At 63.4% G+C, this 16,706-nt stretch carries 14 protein-coding genes; 3 read left to right on the top strand and 11 right to left on the bottom strand.

Annotation, left to right across the window (positions count from 1 at the left end; genetic code table 11):
* The 3 genes from ACFVJ3_RS44345 to ACFVJ3_RS44335 all read left to right on the top strand — a co-directional run.
* Nucleotides 1-332: aldehyde dehydrogenase family protein (locus ACFVJ3_RS44345; RefSeq protein WP_378458116.1), on the top strand; the 332-nt coding region annotated here is incomplete at its 5' end.
* 73 nt (nt 333-405) lie between these two features.
* The gene (locus ACFVJ3_RS44340; protein WP_378458115.1) at nt 406-669 is read left to right on the top strand and encodes a hypothetical protein; all 264 of its coding nucleotides are present in this window, start codon (nt 406-408) and stop codon (nt 667-669) included.
* A gap of 550 nt (nt 670-1,219) precedes the next feature.
* The gene (locus ACFVJ3_RS44335) at nt 1,220-4,534 is read left to right on the top strand and encodes a protein kinase (protein ID WP_378458114.1); all 3,315 of its coding nucleotides are present in this window, start codon (nt 1,220-1,222) and stop codon (nt 4,532-4,534) included.
* Nucleotides 4,535-4,729: 195 nt separating this feature from the next.
* Here ACFVJ3_RS44335 and ACFVJ3_RS44330 read toward each other — a convergent pair whose 3' ends face one another.
* The 11 genes from ACFVJ3_RS44330 to ACFVJ3_RS44280 form a co-directional block, all read right to left on the bottom strand.
* Entirely contained in the window at nt 4,730-5,173 is a 444-nt protein-coding gene (locus ACFVJ3_RS44330) for a hypothetical protein (protein WP_378458113.1), read from the bottom strand.
* Between the two features lie 5 nt (nt 5,174-5,178).
* Nucleotides 5,179-5,991, bottom strand: a complete 813-nt coding sequence (locus tag ACFVJ3_RS44325) for an N-acyl homoserine lactonase family protein (protein ID WP_378458112.1) — start codon at nt 5,989-5,991, stop codon at nt 5,179-5,181.
* Between the two features lie 11 nt (nt 5,992-6,002).
* Complete coding sequence (locus tag ACFVJ3_RS44320; protein WP_378458111.1) at nt 6,003-7,121, bottom strand: zinc-binding dehydrogenase; 1,119 nt, start codon at nt 7,119-7,121, stop codon at nt 6,003-6,005.
* Nucleotides 7,118-8,566: an aldehyde dehydrogenase family protein gene (locus tag ACFVJ3_RS44315; RefSeq protein WP_378458110.1), complete on the bottom strand. Its 1,449-nt coding sequence runs from the start codon at nt 8,564-8,566 to the stop codon at nt 7,118-7,120. The genes ACFVJ3_RS44320 and ACFVJ3_RS44315 overlap by 4 nt, the downstream gene beginning before the upstream one ends.
* Before the next feature lies 1 nt (nt 8,567).
* Entirely contained in the window at nt 8,568-10,286 is a 1,719-nt protein-coding gene (locus ACFVJ3_RS44310) for a flavin-containing monooxygenase (RefSeq protein ID WP_378458109.1), read from the bottom strand.
* 39 nt (nt 10,287-10,325) lie between these two features.
* The gene (locus ACFVJ3_RS44305) at nt 10,326-11,768 is read right to left on the bottom strand and encodes an aldehyde dehydrogenase (RefSeq protein WP_378458108.1); all 1,443 of its coding nucleotides are present in this window, start codon (nt 11,766-11,768) and stop codon (nt 10,326-10,328) included.
* 26 nt (nt 11,769-11,794) lie between these two features.
* On the bottom strand, nt 11,795-12,760 hold the full coding sequence (locus tag ACFVJ3_RS44300) for a PDR/VanB family oxidoreductase (protein ID WP_378458107.1): 966 nt from the start codon (nt 12,758-12,760) through the stop codon (nt 11,795-11,797).
* A 7-nt stretch (nt 12,761-12,767) separates the two neighbouring features.
* A complete protein-coding gene (locus ACFVJ3_RS44295; RefSeq protein ID WP_378458106.1) occupies nt 12,768-13,217 on the bottom strand; it encodes an SRPBCC family protein in 450 nt (149 codons plus the stop codon).
* 29 nt (nt 13,218-13,246) lie between these two features.
* Nucleotides 13,247-13,447, bottom strand: a complete 201-nt coding sequence (locus tag ACFVJ3_RS44290) for a ferredoxin (RefSeq protein ID WP_378458105.1) — start codon at nt 13,445-13,447, stop codon at nt 13,247-13,249.
* Between the two features lie 19 nt (nt 13,448-13,466).
* Nucleotides 13,467-14,699: a cytochrome P450 gene (locus ACFVJ3_RS44285; protein WP_378458104.1), complete on the bottom strand. Its 1,233-nt coding sequence runs from the start codon at nt 14,697-14,699 to the stop codon at nt 13,467-13,469.
* Nucleotides 14,700-15,500: 801 nt separating this feature from the next.
* Nucleotides 15,501-16,640 (bottom strand): citrate synthase 2, encoded by a 1,140-nt coding sequence (locus ACFVJ3_RS44280; RefSeq protein ID WP_378458103.1) that lies wholly within the window; start codon nt 16,638-16,640, stop codon nt 15,501-15,503.
* Nucleotides 16,641-16,706 lie beyond the last annotated feature (66 nt).

Raw genomic sequence — 16,706 nt, 5'->3', positions numbered from 1 at the left:
TCGCCGACGTCGAAACCGGCCACACCATCGCCCAGGAAGAAATCTTCGGACCCGTCCTGTCCGTCATCCCCTACACCGACGAAGCCGAAGCGATCGCCATCGCCAACCACTCCGACTACGGCCTCGGCGGCTCCATCTGGACCGCCGACCCCGAACGCGGCACCCAATTCGCGCGGGGCATCGCCAGCGGAACCGTCGGCATCAACGGCTACTCCAACGACCCCACCGCCCCCTTCGGCGGCATCAAGAACAGCGGCCTCGGCCGCGAACTCGGACCCGAAGGCCTCACCAGCTACCAACAGCTCAAAAGCATCTACCTCGACGTGCGCTAACCGGACGGTGCGGCCATGCGACACCCCGCACGGCCGCACCCGCGCACCCAGACAAAAGAGAACGGAGACACCCGTGACCAAGGACGAGCTCACCATGCTCGACTTCGCGGTCAAATGGGCACCCTTCGGAGGCGGAGACGAACACATCCTCCCCGAGTTCGGCGTCTACCCCACCGTGTTCTACCGCAGGTTGCACCGTCTCCTCACCCACCACCCCACCGTCAACGACAGCGTCCGACGCCGACTCGACGAACTCTGCACCCTCAAACTCGCGCCGATCCACCCGGACAAGCGACGGTCACATTCGCGCGCCCCAACCCCGCATTCGGCAACGTAACCTCGACTACACCACCGAGTCGGCACACGCTTGGTCGTCGCCGATCCTCGGATGGAACAAACCCGCCTACACCGGTCGAGAGCTTGACGGCGTCGACGGGGCGTGCGGTGAGCCAGAATGCCGAGACTGGGTACCTCGTACCGATATGGGAGTGCCGTAGTCTCAGTGAATATTCAAGAACGTGACTCTGGCATTCGTCTGAGCCGGTATATCGGCCGCTGCCAGCCCGCGCCCGTCACCCCGCCGCCACGAGTGGGCCACTCACGCGGGATCGGCACCCTCACCCCTACGAGGTCAACGGCGCAAGACTGGCCCGCCAACCTGCCCCGAACCACACGACAGCGTTGTCGGAGATCGTCTATGCCGCGATCGTCGCCTCGTTTCGGCGCGGTGTTTTCCAGTGCCTCTGTGTCGCGACATGTGCGGCGATATCCTGAAGAGATGCCCTCGGAGGTAAAGGTAGTGCATCTCCGTTGCCATGCCACGCCATGCAATGCCGTGGAGGGGTGAGCTCGAACCTCCGCCAAGGTCAGAATGAGTGGGACAAACTATGATCGATCGCGAGCCACTTGATACACAGCGTGCTGTAGTGCCCTCCCTCACAATGGAACTGAGCGCGGCCGGATTCGAGAATGCTAACGAGATCGGCCATGGGGGTTTCGGAGTCGTGTACCGATGCACCCAATCTGCCCTGGACCGCACCGTGGCGGTGAAGGTGCTCACCGCCGACCTCGATGAGGAAAATCGGGAGCGCTTCTTTCGTGAGCAGCGCGCGATGGGGCGGTTGACTGGTCATCCGAACATCGTCAACGTCCTTCAGGTCGGCGCCACCGACAGCCAACGGCCCTTTATCGTGATGCCATACCTATCTCAGGATTCACTTGATACGCGGATCGGCCGCGACGGCCCACTCGCATTGGACGAAGCCCTGCAGCTCGGGGTCAAGATCGCCGGAGCTGTCGAAAGCGCGCACCGGCTCGACATCCTCCATCGCGACGTCAAACCCGCAAATATCCTGTTCACCGACTACGGCGAGCCTGCATTGACCGACTTCGGCATCGCCCACATCTCCGGAGGTTTCGAGACTGCCAAAGGCACCGTCACCGGTTCACCGGCATTCATCGCGCCGGAGGTGTTGCGGGGCGACCCACCAGGCGCCGCTTCCGATATCTACGGGCTCGGCGCGACGATATTCGCTGCTATCACCGGTCATGCCGCTTTCGAACGCCGACACGGTGAACAAGTGATCGCGCAGTTTCTGCGCATCACCGCACAGCCGATACCGAATCTGCGCGAAAAGGGGTTTCCTGAGGACCTTTGCGTGGCGATCGAACGAGCCATGTCTGGCAACCCACAGGATCGACCCCATACCGCAGCCGAGTTCGGTGAAGAATTGAGACAGGTCCAGCTCCGGAACGGCTTCCCGGTCGATGAAATGGCACTGACTAACGTCCCTGGCGGCCCGGAGTCTCGCCGGGACCGTCCCACTCCGGAAGGTCACGGAGACACCTCCGCTCGGCGGTACCCGCCGGGGTCGTCGACACCGAGGCGAGGATCTACGGGGAACCTTCCGTTGGAATTGACCAGCTTTATCGGTCGCCGACGGGAGTTGACCGAGGTGAAGAAGAGGTTGTCGAGCTGGCGTCTGGTGACGCTGACGGGTATCGGAGGCGTCGGTAAGACGCGTCTTGCGCTGCGGGCAGCGACGAACGCCCGGCGCACATTTCCCGACGGCGTATGGCTCGTCGAGCTGGGTGAGGTGCGGGATCAGTCGCTGGTCATCGATGTGGTGGCCGGTGCTCTCGGGTTGAAGGATCAGCCCGCGCGATCACTACAGGCAGTAGTGGTTGATTTCCTTGCATCGCGCGACCTTCTGCTCATGTTGGATAACTGCGAGCAGGTGGTAGAGGCAGCAGCCGAGCTCGCAGAGACATTGCTGCGGTCCTGCCCGAGAGTACGGATCCTGGCCACGAGCCGTGAACCGCTCGGTATCGGTGGCGAGACCGTTGTGCGCGTGCCACCACTCGATGCCCCCGAACCCGGCAATGAGCCAACTCTTGAAGGGATGCCGCGATTCGATGCAGTGACGCTATTCACCGAACGAGCCGTTGAGGCCGTCCCGGAGTTTGCCCTGACCGACACGAATCGAGCTGCGGTAGCCGGAATATGTCGTCAGCTTGATGGTCTCCCCCTTGCGATCGAGTTGGCCGCGGCTCGACTACGCGCCATGTCAGCCGAGCAGATCCTGCAACGCCTCACCGACCGATACGCCCTGTTGACAACGGGAAGTCGGAGGGCCCCGACGCGGCAGCAGACACTGCGGTTGTGCATCGACTGGAGTTACGAGTTGTGCACCGAACAAGAGCAATCGGTGTGGCGACGGCTTTCGGTGTTCGCCGGCAGCTTTGAGCTGGACGCGGCCGAGAAAGTAGGCGGCCACGGCCTGGCACCTCAGGATCTCCTGGACTCATTGACCTCACTTGTCGACAAGTCGATCCTGATCCGAGAACAGCGTTCCTCGGCGGTGCGGTTTCGAATGCTCGAGACTCTCCGCGACTACGGCCGTGAGAAGGCGGAGAACATCGGCGAGCATCTGGAACAAGCTCGCAAGCACCGAGATTGGTACCAGCAGCTCGCGCTCAAGGCGGAGGCTGACTGGGTCAGCTCGCGACAACTGGAGTGGATCTCCCGACTGGAGTGGGAACAACCAAATCTGCGTGAGGCACTCGAGTTCAGCCTGTTCGAAAAGGCCGAAGAACAGAGCGTCAAAGCGCTTGAAATCGCCGGCACCCTGTTCACGTTCTGGCTTTCTCGCAACCTTCTCAGCGAGGGACGCTACTGGCTCGGGCGCGCCTTAGCGCACAGTTCCATTCGACCGACAGAGGAACGAGTCAAGGCCCTATATGCCGCCAGCGTGCTGGCCGAACTACAAAGCGACCTGGACTCCGCAGCCTCCCTGGTCGAAGAAGGACAAGCATTGGCTGAGCAGATGGACGATCCGGTGGTCAACGCGCGCATCGCCCATGCCGAAGGACTTCTGGCGCTGTACAGTGGCGATCTCCCTCGCGCAAGCACGAAGCTCGAAGCAGCATACGCCGAATTCCACACACGGGGCGATCTTTCCCTGGAAGCGTGGATCCTGATGATGCTCGGACTGGCATACGAATTGAGAGGGGATCTCGCACAGGCGATTAGTTACCACGAGAAGGTCCTTGCGATTACAGAGCCTCGAGGCGAATCGGTGTTTCGGTCGTACTCGCTGTGGGCCATGGGCGTTGCAGTCTTTCGGCTAGGTGACTTTCCCCGCGCGGCCCTGCTGCTGGAACAATGTCTGCGGCTCGCCCGGCCCGTGGACGAGCCTCTACTGTTGGCGATGTGTCTGGAGGCGGTGGCGTGGGTCACGTGCGCCGAAGGCCGTGCGGAGCACGCCGGGGTGCTGTTGGGTGCGGCTGAGGTTCTGGGATCAGGAGTGGGAAGTTCCTCGGTCCTTTTCCATAACTTGGTCGCCGACCACGAGCAGTGTGAACGATCAGCGGTCGGTGCACTCGGTCAGCAAGCCTTTGAAAAAGTCCGCGAGCAAGGTCGGGCGTTGACTGCCGAGAAGGCAATCGCCTATGCCCTCGGCGAGCAACCCGCGGCGACGTCTCGGTCGTCCGACAGCACCGTGAATCCCCTGACCAGACGTGAACGGGAGGTCGCGGATATGGTGGCCCAAGGCTTTACGAACAAGAAGATCGCTGCCGAGCTCGTGATATCTCCACGAACAGCTCAGGGTCATGTCGAGCATATCCTTGAGAAGCTGGGTTTCAACTCTCGATCGCAGATTGCCGCCTGGGTGGTGGAGCGGACGAAGCACGCCGAGTGAATTGGTCGTGCGTGCGCACGGTGACGGGCAGGGTTCCCGCCAATCTCGCATACGAGAGGACCTGGTGGGCTCCTGGTACCCTTCGGCTCATGTGTGAGCTCTCGAGCGACGCTGTTTGCTTCCCGACAAGACGCAGCGCTCGGCTCGGACGTGCGGCCACGCACACGTCCTCAAAATTGTCACGATAAGGGCAACTCACTGAGCCCGCGTCGCCCGCCTTTCGGCGGGTATTCGCACCCAATCACGCATGCGGACAGCAGCTCTGATGGTTTCCAATAGGGAGAGGTCCAGTGAAACATCATCGAGTGGGCCGCATGACGCCATAGAAAATTCGATCGCGTAGACGGCCTCGCGGAGTACACCCGTGGCCCGATCCGCGGCCTCGGTTCGCATGTGTTCGAGACGGCGGGGATGCTTGTGCCCTGTCGACAACTCCTGCCATCTCCACGAGGTGGTCTCGGCGAGATTGCGCACGTGGACCGAGGACTCACCGAAGTATTCCGTCAGCACACTGCGGGCGTCGACATGCCACATCTCATAATCTTCCAGGCTCTCCCGGGACTGGATGAGATCAACTAGTGCTTCGATCGCCGTCTGTGGATTCATGAACGCAACCGCCGAGGAATTCTTCTCACGCATTCCTCCTACCGCACCCGGAATACTCGTGGCGTTCGGCCTGGCCGCCACAGTGCGTCGCCGGTGCCGAACACATCGAATACCTGGGAGTCGTGACCCGGGACAAGGCGATCGCGGGCTCCGCCGATCAAGGTGCGGATCCGGTCATAACTGTCGTACATCACCGGCAAGTCCGAGAAGACCGTGAACGGGCGGTTGCTGAACACCTCGTCGTAATAGTGCGCAGCGTCCGCGGCCAGGAGTAACCCGTCCACGCCGCCGACTTGAAGTCCGATCTGCCCCACCGAGTGCCCCGGGAGGTGCCGCACAGTGATGTCCGGGGTGATCGCAGACCCCTCGGTCACGAAGTCGACGCGGCCGTCTCGGATCGCGCGGATCAGGAACACGATATCGTCCAGTTCGACGATGGAATTGAACTGCGCCCGAGCCAGATTCGGCCCAGTCCAGAACTCGACCTCCTTAGGGTGGATCGCGATCCGGGCACCGGGGAAGTCGGGCATCCCTCCCGAGTGGTCGTAGTGCAGGTGCGAGATGACCACCGTATCGACCACAGCGGGGTCGATGCCGAGTTCCCTCACACCGTCGGCGACCGAACCCATGTAGTTGATCCCGCGTTGAGCGGCAACAGCCCTCGACGCTCCGGTATCGAACAGCGTCAGCCTGCCGGCGTGACTGATCAACCAGGCGAAGAAGACGAGATGTCGAACACCGTCCGGCTCGCTGTACGTCTTGAACCGATAGAACTGATCGGAATCCCTGCGTTCGTCCTCCGCCCATGCGATGGCGTAGACCTGCGGGCCTGCTTCTCGGACTGCTGACATTGCACTCGACCTCAGAAGGACACCGCGGGCTTGATCTCGCCCTCGGTGGTCATGGCGGCGATTGCGTCGTTGATCTTCTCGAACGGCCGTATACTGCTAATCATCCGATCCCAGTCGTAGCTGTCGGCGTGCCGACTCAGGAACTCGAGTCCCCGCGCGTAGTGATTGACCGCGCCCGACACCGAGCCGACAACGGTGGCATGCTTGACGACGATCTGACTCGGATTCACCGGAATGCTGTTCGCGTGCAATTGCCCGACGAGAACGTACCGTCCGCCACGGGCCAGAACACCCAGTCCTTCCGTGAACGCCGTGGTCGCACCCGACGCCTCGATGACGACATCCGCGCCCCGACCTCCGGTCAGCTGTCGTGTCACCTCCGCACGGTCCTCGGCCGAGGGCACCTCCACGATGTCGATGACATTGTCGGCCCCCCATTCCGTCGCCAGCGCAAGCCTGGCGGACGGTCCACCGATTACCGTGATCGACGCGGCACCCGACTCCTTCGCCAGCGCAACAGCGAACAACCCGAGAGGCCCGGCCCCCTGGATGACCACCGATTGCCGCTCTTCGATGCGCCCGAGCCGGTCGAAGGCGTGGACCATGGTCCTGAGGGCACACGACGCGGCGGACGCCACAGGATCCGAAATGTTCGACGGAACCCGAACGCGCCCCGACGTCGGAAACACGTACCCGTACTCTGCGAATGTTCCATTCAGATGGGGGTATACGTCCGGACCGGCCGCCATGTATCCGCGCCGCCGCTCACACAGCGTCGGAGAGTTCTCGACTGTGCACTGACGGCAGCTGCCGCAGAATCCGTGCGTCCAGATGACCCGGTCGCCGACCGCCAGGCGATTCCCGACCGAGTCGTACTCGGTGCCGTTCATATCCACGATCTCGCCCACCGCTTCATGGCCGGCGACGATGGGAAGCGACTTTCCGACACTGGTGGATGCCATCGCGTGACCCGCGCACAGGTGCACGTCGGTGCCGCACACCGTCGCCATCCGGTTGCGCACCAACAGCGCATTGCTTTCGAGTGTCGTCGGAATCGCGACCGTCTGGATCTCGAGAGGACTGCCGTACTCGACGAGAACTGCGGCTTTGCACTCCATGGTTTTTGTCATGACTCGTCCGATATCTTCATCTGGATGCTTTTCACCCGTGTCATTTCCATGAACCCGTCGATTCCGCTGACCCTGCCGTAGCCGCTCTCGCCATAACCTCCGAAGGGGAACGCTGGATCTGTTCGCCGGTACTGGTTCACCCAGACGCTACCGGCGCGCAGTCGTTGACTGACGCGGAACGCGCGACTGAGGTCTCGGGTCCAGACACCGGCCGCGAGCCCGTACCGCGTGTCGTTGGCGATCCGCACGGCCTCGGCCTCGGACGTCGCCGGCAGGCACACCAGTACCGGGCCGAATACCTCCTTCTGCGCGATGTCCGCGTCCGCAGGTACACCGGACACGACGGTTGGAGGATAGAAGTTGCCGCCGAGGTCTCGCACGCCGGCCGCCTCTGTCACCCGTCCGCCGGCCACCCGTGCCGACTCGACGAGACCGGCGACATAGTCGCACTGGGCCGCGCTGATCAACGGACCGACATCGGTGGCCGGGTCCCGTGGGTCGCCCACGCGGGCGCCTACCACCGCAGCCTCCACTCGTTCCCTCACCTCGTCGAAGACGTCGACATGGACGACCGCCCGCGACCCCGCGACGCAGCTCTGGCCACTGGAACTGAGAATGCCCGCGGCGATCGCTTCCACCGCGCGCTCCAGGTCGGCGTCGGGGAAAACCAGGTTCGCGCTCTTGCCGCCGAGTTCGAGAGTCGAGGGCACCAGACGTTCGGCACCCTTCCCGGCGACGATGCGCCCCGCCTGCGGGCCGCCGGTGAACGCAAGCCGTGCGACGTCGGGGTGATCGCACAGCGCGGCCCCCACCGACGCCCCGTCGCCCGAAACGACGTTCACCACACCGTTCGGGAATCCGGCATCGGCGAACAATTCGGCCAACGCCAGCAACGAACAGGGGGCCATTTCGGAGGGCTTGATCACCACGGTGTTGCCCGCGGCCAGGCACATGCTGGCGACCTGGGCGAGCAGTACCGAGGGTGAATTCCACGGAACCTGTACGCCGACCACGCCGTATGGCTCTCGCATCGTCACGCTCACCACCGAGGGGTCTGCACCGAGCGGGCTCGTGAACGGGAAGGTTTCGGCCACCGATGCCGCGTACCGATACCACTGGGGGCTCTTGGCGATCGACCCCGACACCTCGCGGATCGGCTTCCCGTTGTCGGACGACTCCAGCAGCGCGAACTCCGTGACGCGCGCTTCGACCAGGTCGGCCAACGAGCGCAGGCATCGGACGCGCAGCGCGACGTCCGTTGCCCACCCGGACGACTCGAACGCGCTCACTGCGGCCTTGACTGCCAGGTCGACGTCCTCGGCGGCGCCGTCGGGATAGGCTCCGACCACGGCTCCGGTGTACGGGTCCTGAGACTGGGCCGCCTCACCGGAGAGCGCGGGGACGAGCTTGCCGTCGATCAGCATCAAATATGCGTGTTGTGTCATGTCAGATGACCGTGCTGCTCAGCGACATTCCGAAGCGGGTCTGCAGGTTCGGGTCGTTCGGCGGTCCCGGCCAGTTGTCGGTAGAGGACAAAACACGACGGTCTCCGCTCAGGACCCGGAACCCGGGATACCGATCCTCGGCGACTGACTCACAGATGATCCGGTACACATTGACCCCTCCGATATACGCGAGGTAGACACGAGGCTTCCCCGGGACGTTCGCGCCGACATATTGAGTGTCGTCCCGAGCGATGAGCGTGCTGTTCACCGTGTCCGCGACGTGCTTGGTCCAGAGCTCCTCGGCGGGCGCCGCGACCTCCACCTCGTCGCCTGCGGCCGATTCGATCGACGCGATGAACTCGGAGAGCCAGTCAACCTGTTGCTCGATCGAGACCAGCACATTCGCGCGAATCGACGGGCTCCCGGGCGCCGCGGTCATGAACATGTTCGGAAAGCCCTGGGTCGCCACACCCAGATAGCTGTTGTGACCGTCCGTCCACTTCTCGGACAATGCCATACCGTCCCGGCCAACCGGGTCGATCGCGAGTAGCGCACCAGTACCCGAGTCGAATCCGGTTGCGAGAACGATCATATCGAGTTCGATCAACCGACCGGATTCGAGTTCGACGCCGGTCTCGACGACCCGGATGATGGGGTCCTCGGCGATATCGACGAGGTGGACGTTGTCGTAATTGAACAGTTCGAAGTAGTGGTCCTCGTTGAGATGCCGCCGCGATCCGATGAAATGCGTCTTTGCACACAGCTTTTCTGCCAGGTCCGGATCTTTCACACGCCGGCGGATATCGGCGTGTAGGTATGCCGCGACGCGCCGGTTGGACTCCTCGTCGAGCACGAGATCGCTGATGCCGTTGAGGATCGCTGGACCGCCGATTTTCCATAGCTGATCCATCAGCTCGAAGAGTTCCTCGTCGGTGAGGTCCTTGATCGGGCCTACGGGAACCTCACAGAGCGTTCCCGACCCCGATGTGCGCACCTTGTCCCAGAACTCTGGGTATCCGCGCTTGATCTCGCGCATGTCGTCCTCGGTGAGCGGCCGGTTCCCGGCCGGCAGAGCATAGTTCGGGGTTCGCTGGAACGCGAACAGCTCGTCGAAGGATTCGTGTGTGCCGATCTGCGTCACGACCTGCATACCGCTGGATCCGGTACCGATGACGCCGATACGCTTGTCGGTGTAGTCGACAGCCTCGCGCGGCCATTGGGACGAAAGATACATCTCACCGGCGAAGGTTGACAGCCCGTCGATGGCCGGGTGGACCGGCTTCGAGTACGGACCCGTGGCCAGGATCAGGTACTTCGACGTGTATACCCGCTCACCATAGGTGGACGTGGTGGGGACGCGCCAGCAGCGGTTGCTCTCGTCGTAGGCGGCGCCGGTCACGTCGGTGTCGAAGGTGAACGCACTGCGGATATCGAGGTGGTCGGCGACGAAGTGCGCGTATCGCTCGATCTCGGGCTGCGCCGCGTAGCGCTCGGACCAGTTCCAGTTGCCCCAGATCTCCTCCGAGAAGGAGAACGAGTAGTTCACGCTCGGGATATCGCATCGTGCGCCGGGGTAGCGGTTCCAGTACCAGGTGCCGCCCACGTCCGAGCCCTTCTCGATTCCGAGAACGGTCAGACCGGCGTCGCGGAGCTTGTACGCGGAGTACATTCCGGCCCACCCGGCACCTACAACGATCGCGTCATAGTCCGTAGAGCTCATTTTGATGCCTTTCACTACTGCCGATTAGAAACGGGCAGGTCAATTCTTGAACTGAATAAGCTTCTTCTCGAGGAACGTGTCCATTCCTTCGACGCTGCCCTCCCGGCCGATGCCCGACTGCTTGAATCCACCGAACGGCTCGGAGGTGCACATGTCCCACGAGTTCACCGAGACCTGCCCGGTGCGGATGCGGCGCGCGATGCTCTCAGCCAGGTCGCTCTCACTGGCGTAGACGGCGCCCGACAAGCCGAAGTCCGAATCGTTCGCGAGGTCGATCGCTTCCTCAACCGAGTCGAACGGAATCACCCCGACCACCGGACCGAAGATCTCCTCGCGCGCGATTCGCATGGAGTTGTCCACCTGGGCGAACAAAGTAGGCTCGACGAACCATCCGGTCGACAAGTGGTGCGGACGGCCGCCACCGGTCACCAGCTTGGCGCCCTCGTTCTGGCCCACACCGATGTAGTCCTCGACCCGGTCGCGCTGCCGTTCTGCGATCAGCGGCCCGAGGTGCGTACCTGCATCACGGGGGTTACCGACGACGACGCTGCGGAACGTCTCCGCGAGTGCGTCCGTCACCTCGTCGTGTCGTTTGCGCGGGACCAGCACGCGCGTCAGCGCGGCACACACCTGGCCCGAGTGGCCGATGCCCGCGAACGCTAAGTCGGGCAACACCCGATCCAAGGGAATATCGTCGGCGATGATCCCCGCGGACTTGCCCCCGAGCTCGAGCGCGACGCGGGTGATGTTCTGACTGCACAGACTCATCACACGTTTTCCCGCTGCGGTGCTGCCGGTGAATGTCACTGCGTCGACCAGCTTGTGGGACACGATGTACTCGCCGAGTTCGCGACCACCCGGGATGATGCTGACGACACCCTCGGGCAAGCCGGCCGCCTCGATCGCCTCGGCGAGGATCATCGTGCTGACCGGACTCTCCGGGGCGGGTTTGAGGATCACCGGGCATCCCGCCGCAAGCGCCTGGCCCATCTTGCTCGATGCCGAACAGATCGGTGCGTTCCACGGGATGATGACTGCCACGACACCGACCGGTTCCTTCACCAGCAGGCCGTGTCCGCCCGGCCATTGCCGCGGGTCCTCCCACGTCGCGCGTTCGGGAAGGCTCGCATTGTCGTCCCACATGTCCATTGCCCGCTCGTGGAAGGCTGATGCCGTCGCGAGCGGCGCACCGACCTCGCCGACGAACGTCTCCTCGAGCTCGGCCCGCCGCTTCTTTACTTCGTCGCCGATGCGCCGCAGGTAGGACGCCCGCTCCGCGGGGGCCAGTCGAGGCCATTCTCCGTGGTCGAACGCACGGCGGGCGGCGCGGATCGCGCGCTCTGCATCGGCGGTGGAGCCGTCGGGGACTCGGGCGATGACCTGCTCGGTCACCGGCGAGATTACCTCGATGAACTCGTTGCCCGCGGGTGCCACCCACTGGCCGCCGATGAACAGCTTGTCGAAGCTCCTGATGTCGTCCATCTTCCGATCCTCCGAGTACGTCGTGTTTACAGATCTAGGGTGAGAGTGGCTCCGGCGGAACGTGATACGCACACAATGATCGTGTCGCCGGCCTCTCGTTCGTTCTTTGACAGGACCGAGTCCCGGTGATCGGGGACACCGTCGAGCACTCCGACCTCGCAGCTTCCGCAGGTGCCCTCTTCGCACGAGGACTCCACCTCGTATCCCGACTTCGACAAGGCCCCCAGGATCGAGCACTGCGGCCCGACCTTGATTTGTTCCCCCGTAGAGGCGATGGTGACGAGGAAAGGCTGATCATCGTCACCCGCAGGGGGCGACGTGCCACGGAATCGCTCCATGTGCAGCTCTTCGTCAGGGAATCCGCGCTTGCTGTATGCGGCTTCGACGGCATTGAGCAGCCCGTCGGGTCCACAGCAGTACACGTGCTCGCCGGTGCGCCGACGGGAGAGCAGCTGCTCGATGTCGAGGAACCCGTCACGGTCCTGAGGAACGATGCGGACGTTCTCGCGATACGTCTCCCGAAGAGAGTCGACGAAACTCATCGAATCCAACGATCGTCCGCCGTAGACGAGACTCCAGTCGGCACCGGCCTGTTCCGCCGTTGCGATCATCGGGATCAGTGGAGTGATACCGATCCCGCCGCCGATGAACAGGTACCGAGGTGCCTCGAGGAATTCGAACCGGTTGACGGGATCCCTGACAACGATCTCGTCACCACAGGCCAACTGTCTGTGGATGTGTCGCGAACCGCCGCGGCTGTCCGGTTCCTCGAGCACCGCGATCTGCCATCGGGACAGGTCGGCGGGGTCGCCACACAGCGAATACTGGCGCTTCCACTGTCCGGCCAGATCCAGCTCGATATGGGCGCCAGGCGCCCACGCGGGTAGGTTTCCTCCATCGCGTCGGGCCAGTTCGATGAGTAGGACCGACTCCGCGACCGATTCGCGGCGAGTGACGACGACAGTTGTCCGGTGTTGCGACCTCTCAGTCATGGGCGGCCTATCGCACTTCCCCGGAATGCACCGTTCCGAGAACGGTGTCCAGGTACTCCTGCAGGCCTGTGAGGCCCGCCCGATACATCTGCTCGACCAATGCCGCTGTCTCGGTGCTCGAATCGTCCTTGTCGAACCGCGCGGACCAAGACACCTCCGACGCGTTCGGACCGCAGGGATTGACAGTGAACGTCGATGTGAAGTTCGTCATCGGGAGCGGTCCGTCCACATACGCGTAGCTGTAGCTACGCTCGCTGTCGTCGGTCGCGGTGATTCGCTCGAAGATCACCGCACCTCCTTCCATAACTACCTCGCGCACATAGTTTTCGAGCTTCGACGACGTGATTCCTGGGTGCCACAGGTGGAGGGATGCCGGGCTCTTGGCCACCTCCCAGACCTTCGTGGCCCCATGATTCGTCCGAACCACTTCCGAGATGATTTCCTGTTTCGCGAGCATTGTCGGTATTCCTATCTAGCCGGCTGATTTCAGTCGTCGAGGATGGTGATGGCGCCTTCTGGGCATGAGTGCGCGCCGTCCTTGGCGTCGCGTTCGAGCGTCGGAGCGATCACGCGGTCCTCGTCTCGGCGGTCGCAGAATCCGTCGTCATCTGGTTGGAACACGTCCGGTGCGTGGGTGTAGCAGCGTCCGTGTCCGGTGCAGAGGTGGTTTTCTACTCTCAGTTTCATTCGGGTTCTTCCGTGACGATTACGATGTGGCCTTGACGCCCGGCTCGAATGTGAGCTGGAGCGACGTGGTGGACCGCAACTGGCTGGTTTCTGTGACCGCCGTGGTGCCGGCCTTGATGCCGAAATTCGGTATCCGCTGCAGGATGCGCTCGAGGGTGACGCGCAGTTCGATGCGTGCGAGGTGCGATCCGATGCACCGATGCGGGCCGTAACCGAATGCGGCGTGCGCGGCCTCCTCGCGGTCGATGTCCAGTACGGACGGGTTTGGGACCAGTTCCGGATCTCGTGACGCAGCGGCGAAATTGAGGGCGACCCACTCCCCTTCTTTGAACTCGACGTCGGCGATGGTCGCATCCTTCGTGACGTACCTTGCTGGTGCGATGACGGGGCTGAAGAGGCGCACGAACTCCTCGACAGCTTTCGGAATGAGGCTCTGGTCGGCGACGAGTCGCGCACGCAGGTCCGGATTGTCGGCGAGGTAGCCCATTGCAGCTGTCATGGCGTGGGTGGTGGTGGCCAGGCCACCGAACACGAGGTCCAAGATGACGGCGACCTTGTCGGCTTCGGAAGCCGGGGTTCCGTCGGGGGTGTCGACGCCCGCATTGACGGTGTCGACGACGTCGTCACGCGGAGGCTGCGAACGCCGGGCCGCGAGATACTCCGCGAGATAGTCGCCCACGAACTTGAAGTGCTTTGCTCGTTCCTCGACGGGTCCGAACGTGCCGCTGTCGATTCCTTCGAACAAGGCAGGCAGATCCTTCTCGGGCACGCCCATGATGCAGTTGAAGAAGACACGGCCGGGCAGATGCGCCGAGAAGTCGGTGACGAAGTCGCACTCGCCGCGTTCGATGAATCCGTCGATCAGTTCGTCGGCGATGTCCGTGATCGCGTCTTCGAACCCTGCGACCGTGGTCGGCGACAGGAACGGGTTGAGCACCTTTCGCCAGGCGTCGTGGTATGGGGGGTCGCATTCTTCCGGAAGGATCAGCGACGAGCCCTCGGGCCGATTCACCATGTAGCCCTTGGCGGAGCTGAAGGTGCGCCAGTCCTGCGCAGCTTTCTTGACGAGCTGGTAGGTGTTCAGCACCTTGTATCCGTGGCCGGCGTTGCTGTGAGCAACCGGGCAGCTCTGCGCGAAGGCGTTGATCACGTCGTCGAATTGCTCGTTGAACTCTGGAGATTCGAAGTCGAAATCGTTGAACATGTCCCGGTCGAAGGGACATTGCTGAGTCTGTTCACTTTGCTCTGTCACCGACAGTTACCTCCTGTTGAATGCCGCTCTGTGCGGCGAGCGCTCCGATTTTTCGGGGTTCCGACGGAGCTGACGCTGTGGCCTCTTCGCGAGGCTGGCTGTGATGTGAGCCACTGAAACCCTATCCAAGTACTATTGTTAATGCAATAGGTCTTTGGGCGACTTTGCTTGAATATGCGCCGCGCTCCGCCGACCTTCCCACGCGGGGGTGCAGCAGTTATCTAGGTTCCGAATTCGCCAGTACACCAATCGAATCGGTCTCACAACGCAAGCGGGATCCGGTACTGCTGCAGTGGCGAATACAGCGTCTCGCCCGCCCGGACTCCGCATGCGGAGTGCCGATCCAACCGGCGACCTGCCGACCCGTGATTACCCGATCCTGAGCAGCTCGAGCGCGGCCCGGGGATCGTGGTCCGGTGGTCGCCACCTCGGTGTCCGCGAGCCACACATGAGACCTCTGTGCGGGACCGGAACGGAGAATGTCGGGACGCCGGATGGTCGGAGCGCGCGGAAACAGCTGGCAGGGCTTTCGGTGATCTCGGGACATAGGCCTCGGTCGGTAGCGCAGCGATGGACACCTTCGAGCATCCCCGTCGACGCACCAGCGCACAGCGGCTAAACGACCCCGTGCGGGTACCTATGTTTACCTGTTTCCAGATCCCTATGCAGGTCAAGATGGTGCGCTGGGCTCGACGGCCCCGGTTGCGACGACCACATTTCGACTACCCACAGCCAACGGACCGTTCGTTTGGTCCGAAACGATCCGCAAGATCGAGCGGGCCGCCGGTTACGCGCGCGTGATCACCCGTGCTGCCCGGAGGCGCTGCGGTTCGCGGCCGCCGCCCAGTTCTCCACCTGGCGCACCGAGCGTGGATCCGCGCCAACGTAGACAGCAGACGGCCGAACGAGCCGTCCTAGACGCTTCTGCTCGAGGATGTGGGCACACCACCCTGCCGTGCGACCACACGTGAACAACGCCGGCATCATCTGCGGCGGCACGGCCGCATAGTCCAGCACCACGGCGGCCCAGAACTCGACGTTCGTGTGGAGTACCCGATCGGGGCGGCGAGCCCTCAATTCCGCGAGCGCTGCATCTTCGAGTGCGACGGCGACCTCGTATCGGGGGGCGCCGAGCCGTTGGGCGGTCGCCCGGAGAACGGCCGCGCGGGGGTCTTCGGCTCGATATACCCGATGCCCGAACCCCATGAGCCGTTCGCCTCGGTCGAGGAGATCCTTGACGAACCGGTCTGCTCGTCCTGCCTTCTCGACCGCGTCGAGCATGGGAAGCACGCGCGCCGGGGCCCCTCCGTGGAGTGGGCCGGACATAGCGCCGACCGCTCCGGAGACCGCCGCGGCCACGTCGGCCCCGGTCGAGGCGATCACACGCGCGGTAAAGGTGGACGCGTTCATCCCGTGCTCCGCCGCCGTCACCCAATAAGTGTCGATCGCCTCAGCGTGGTCGGGATTCACCTCGCCCCTCCACTGCGCCAGAAACTGCTCCGACAGGGTGCCGAAGGACTGTACAACCGGCGCCGGCACGGGCGACTTCTCCGGGCCCCGAGCGGACTGCGCGGCGAACGACAGCGTCGATGCGGACACCTTCGCGAGCTGACCACGAGCCGTGGCGTCGTCGATGTCGAGCAGCGGCGCGAAGCCCCACCGGGACGCCAGTGCGGCGACACCCGACTGGATGTCGATGCGTACATCACCGGCGGTGTACGGCAGCGTCGGTGCCTCGGTCAGGTCGATGCGGTCGCCGAAACGCCCGTCGACCAACAACGACCACACGTCGTCGAAGCGCACTCCCTCGGCGACCAGTTCCCGAACGTCGACACCGCGATAGCGCAGTGCGCCACCGGACTTGTCGGGCTCGGCGATCTCGGAGGCGAATGCGATCACGCCATCGAGACCCTCGGTACGTTCACGTGCCATGACATCCACTTCAAACTCCCTCGTACAGTGCGGTTACCGCATCGGGATGCCCGCCGTCGGTGCAGTGCAGCGCCA

Origin of the sequence: Rhodococcus sp. NPDC127593 (assembly GCF_042671975.1) — a bacterium.
Lineage (GTDB): Bacteria > Actinomycetota > Actinomycetes > Mycobacteriales > Mycobacteriaceae > Rhodococcus_F.
This window is presented reverse-complemented; position numbering and strand designations above follow the sequence as displayed.

Coding starts and splice junctions, on each gene's coding strand:
- ACFVJ3_RS44335 (WP_378458114.1), top strand. CDS start 1,220: ATGATCGATCGCGAGCCACTTGATACACAGCGTGCTGTAGTGCCCTCC.
- ACFVJ3_RS44330 (WP_378458113.1), bottom strand. CDS start 5,173: ATGCGTGAGAAGAATTCCTCGGCGGTTGCGTTCATGAATCCACAGACG.
- ACFVJ3_RS44325 (WP_378458112.1), bottom strand. CDS start 5,991: ATGTCAGCAGTCCGAGAAGCAGGCCCGCAGGTCTACGCCATCGCATGG.
- ACFVJ3_RS44320 (WP_378458111.1), bottom strand. CDS start 7,121: ATGACAAAAACCATGGAGTGCAAAGCCGCAGTTCTCGTCGAGTACGGC.
- ACFVJ3_RS44315 (WP_378458110.1), bottom strand. CDS start 8,566: ATGACACAACACGCATATTTGATGCTGATCGACGGCAAGCTCGTCCCC.
- ACFVJ3_RS44310 (WP_378458109.1), bottom strand. CDS start 10,286: ATGAGCTCTACGGACTATGACGCGATCGTTGTAGGTGCCGGGTGGGCC.
- ACFVJ3_RS44305 (WP_378458108.1), bottom strand. CDS start 11,768: ATGGACGACATCAGGAGCTTCGACAAGCTGTTCATCGGCGGCCAGTGG.
- ACFVJ3_RS44300 (WP_378458107.1), bottom strand. CDS start 12,760: ATGACTGAGAGGTCGCAACACCGGACAACTGTCGTCGTCACTCGCCGC.
- ACFVJ3_RS44295 (WP_378458106.1), bottom strand. CDS start 13,217: ATGCTCGCGAAACAGGAAATCATCTCGGAAGTGGTTCGGACGAATCAT.
- ACFVJ3_RS44290 (WP_378458105.1), bottom strand. CDS start 13,447: ATGAAACTGAGAGTAGAAAACCACCTCTGCACCGGACACGGACGCTGC.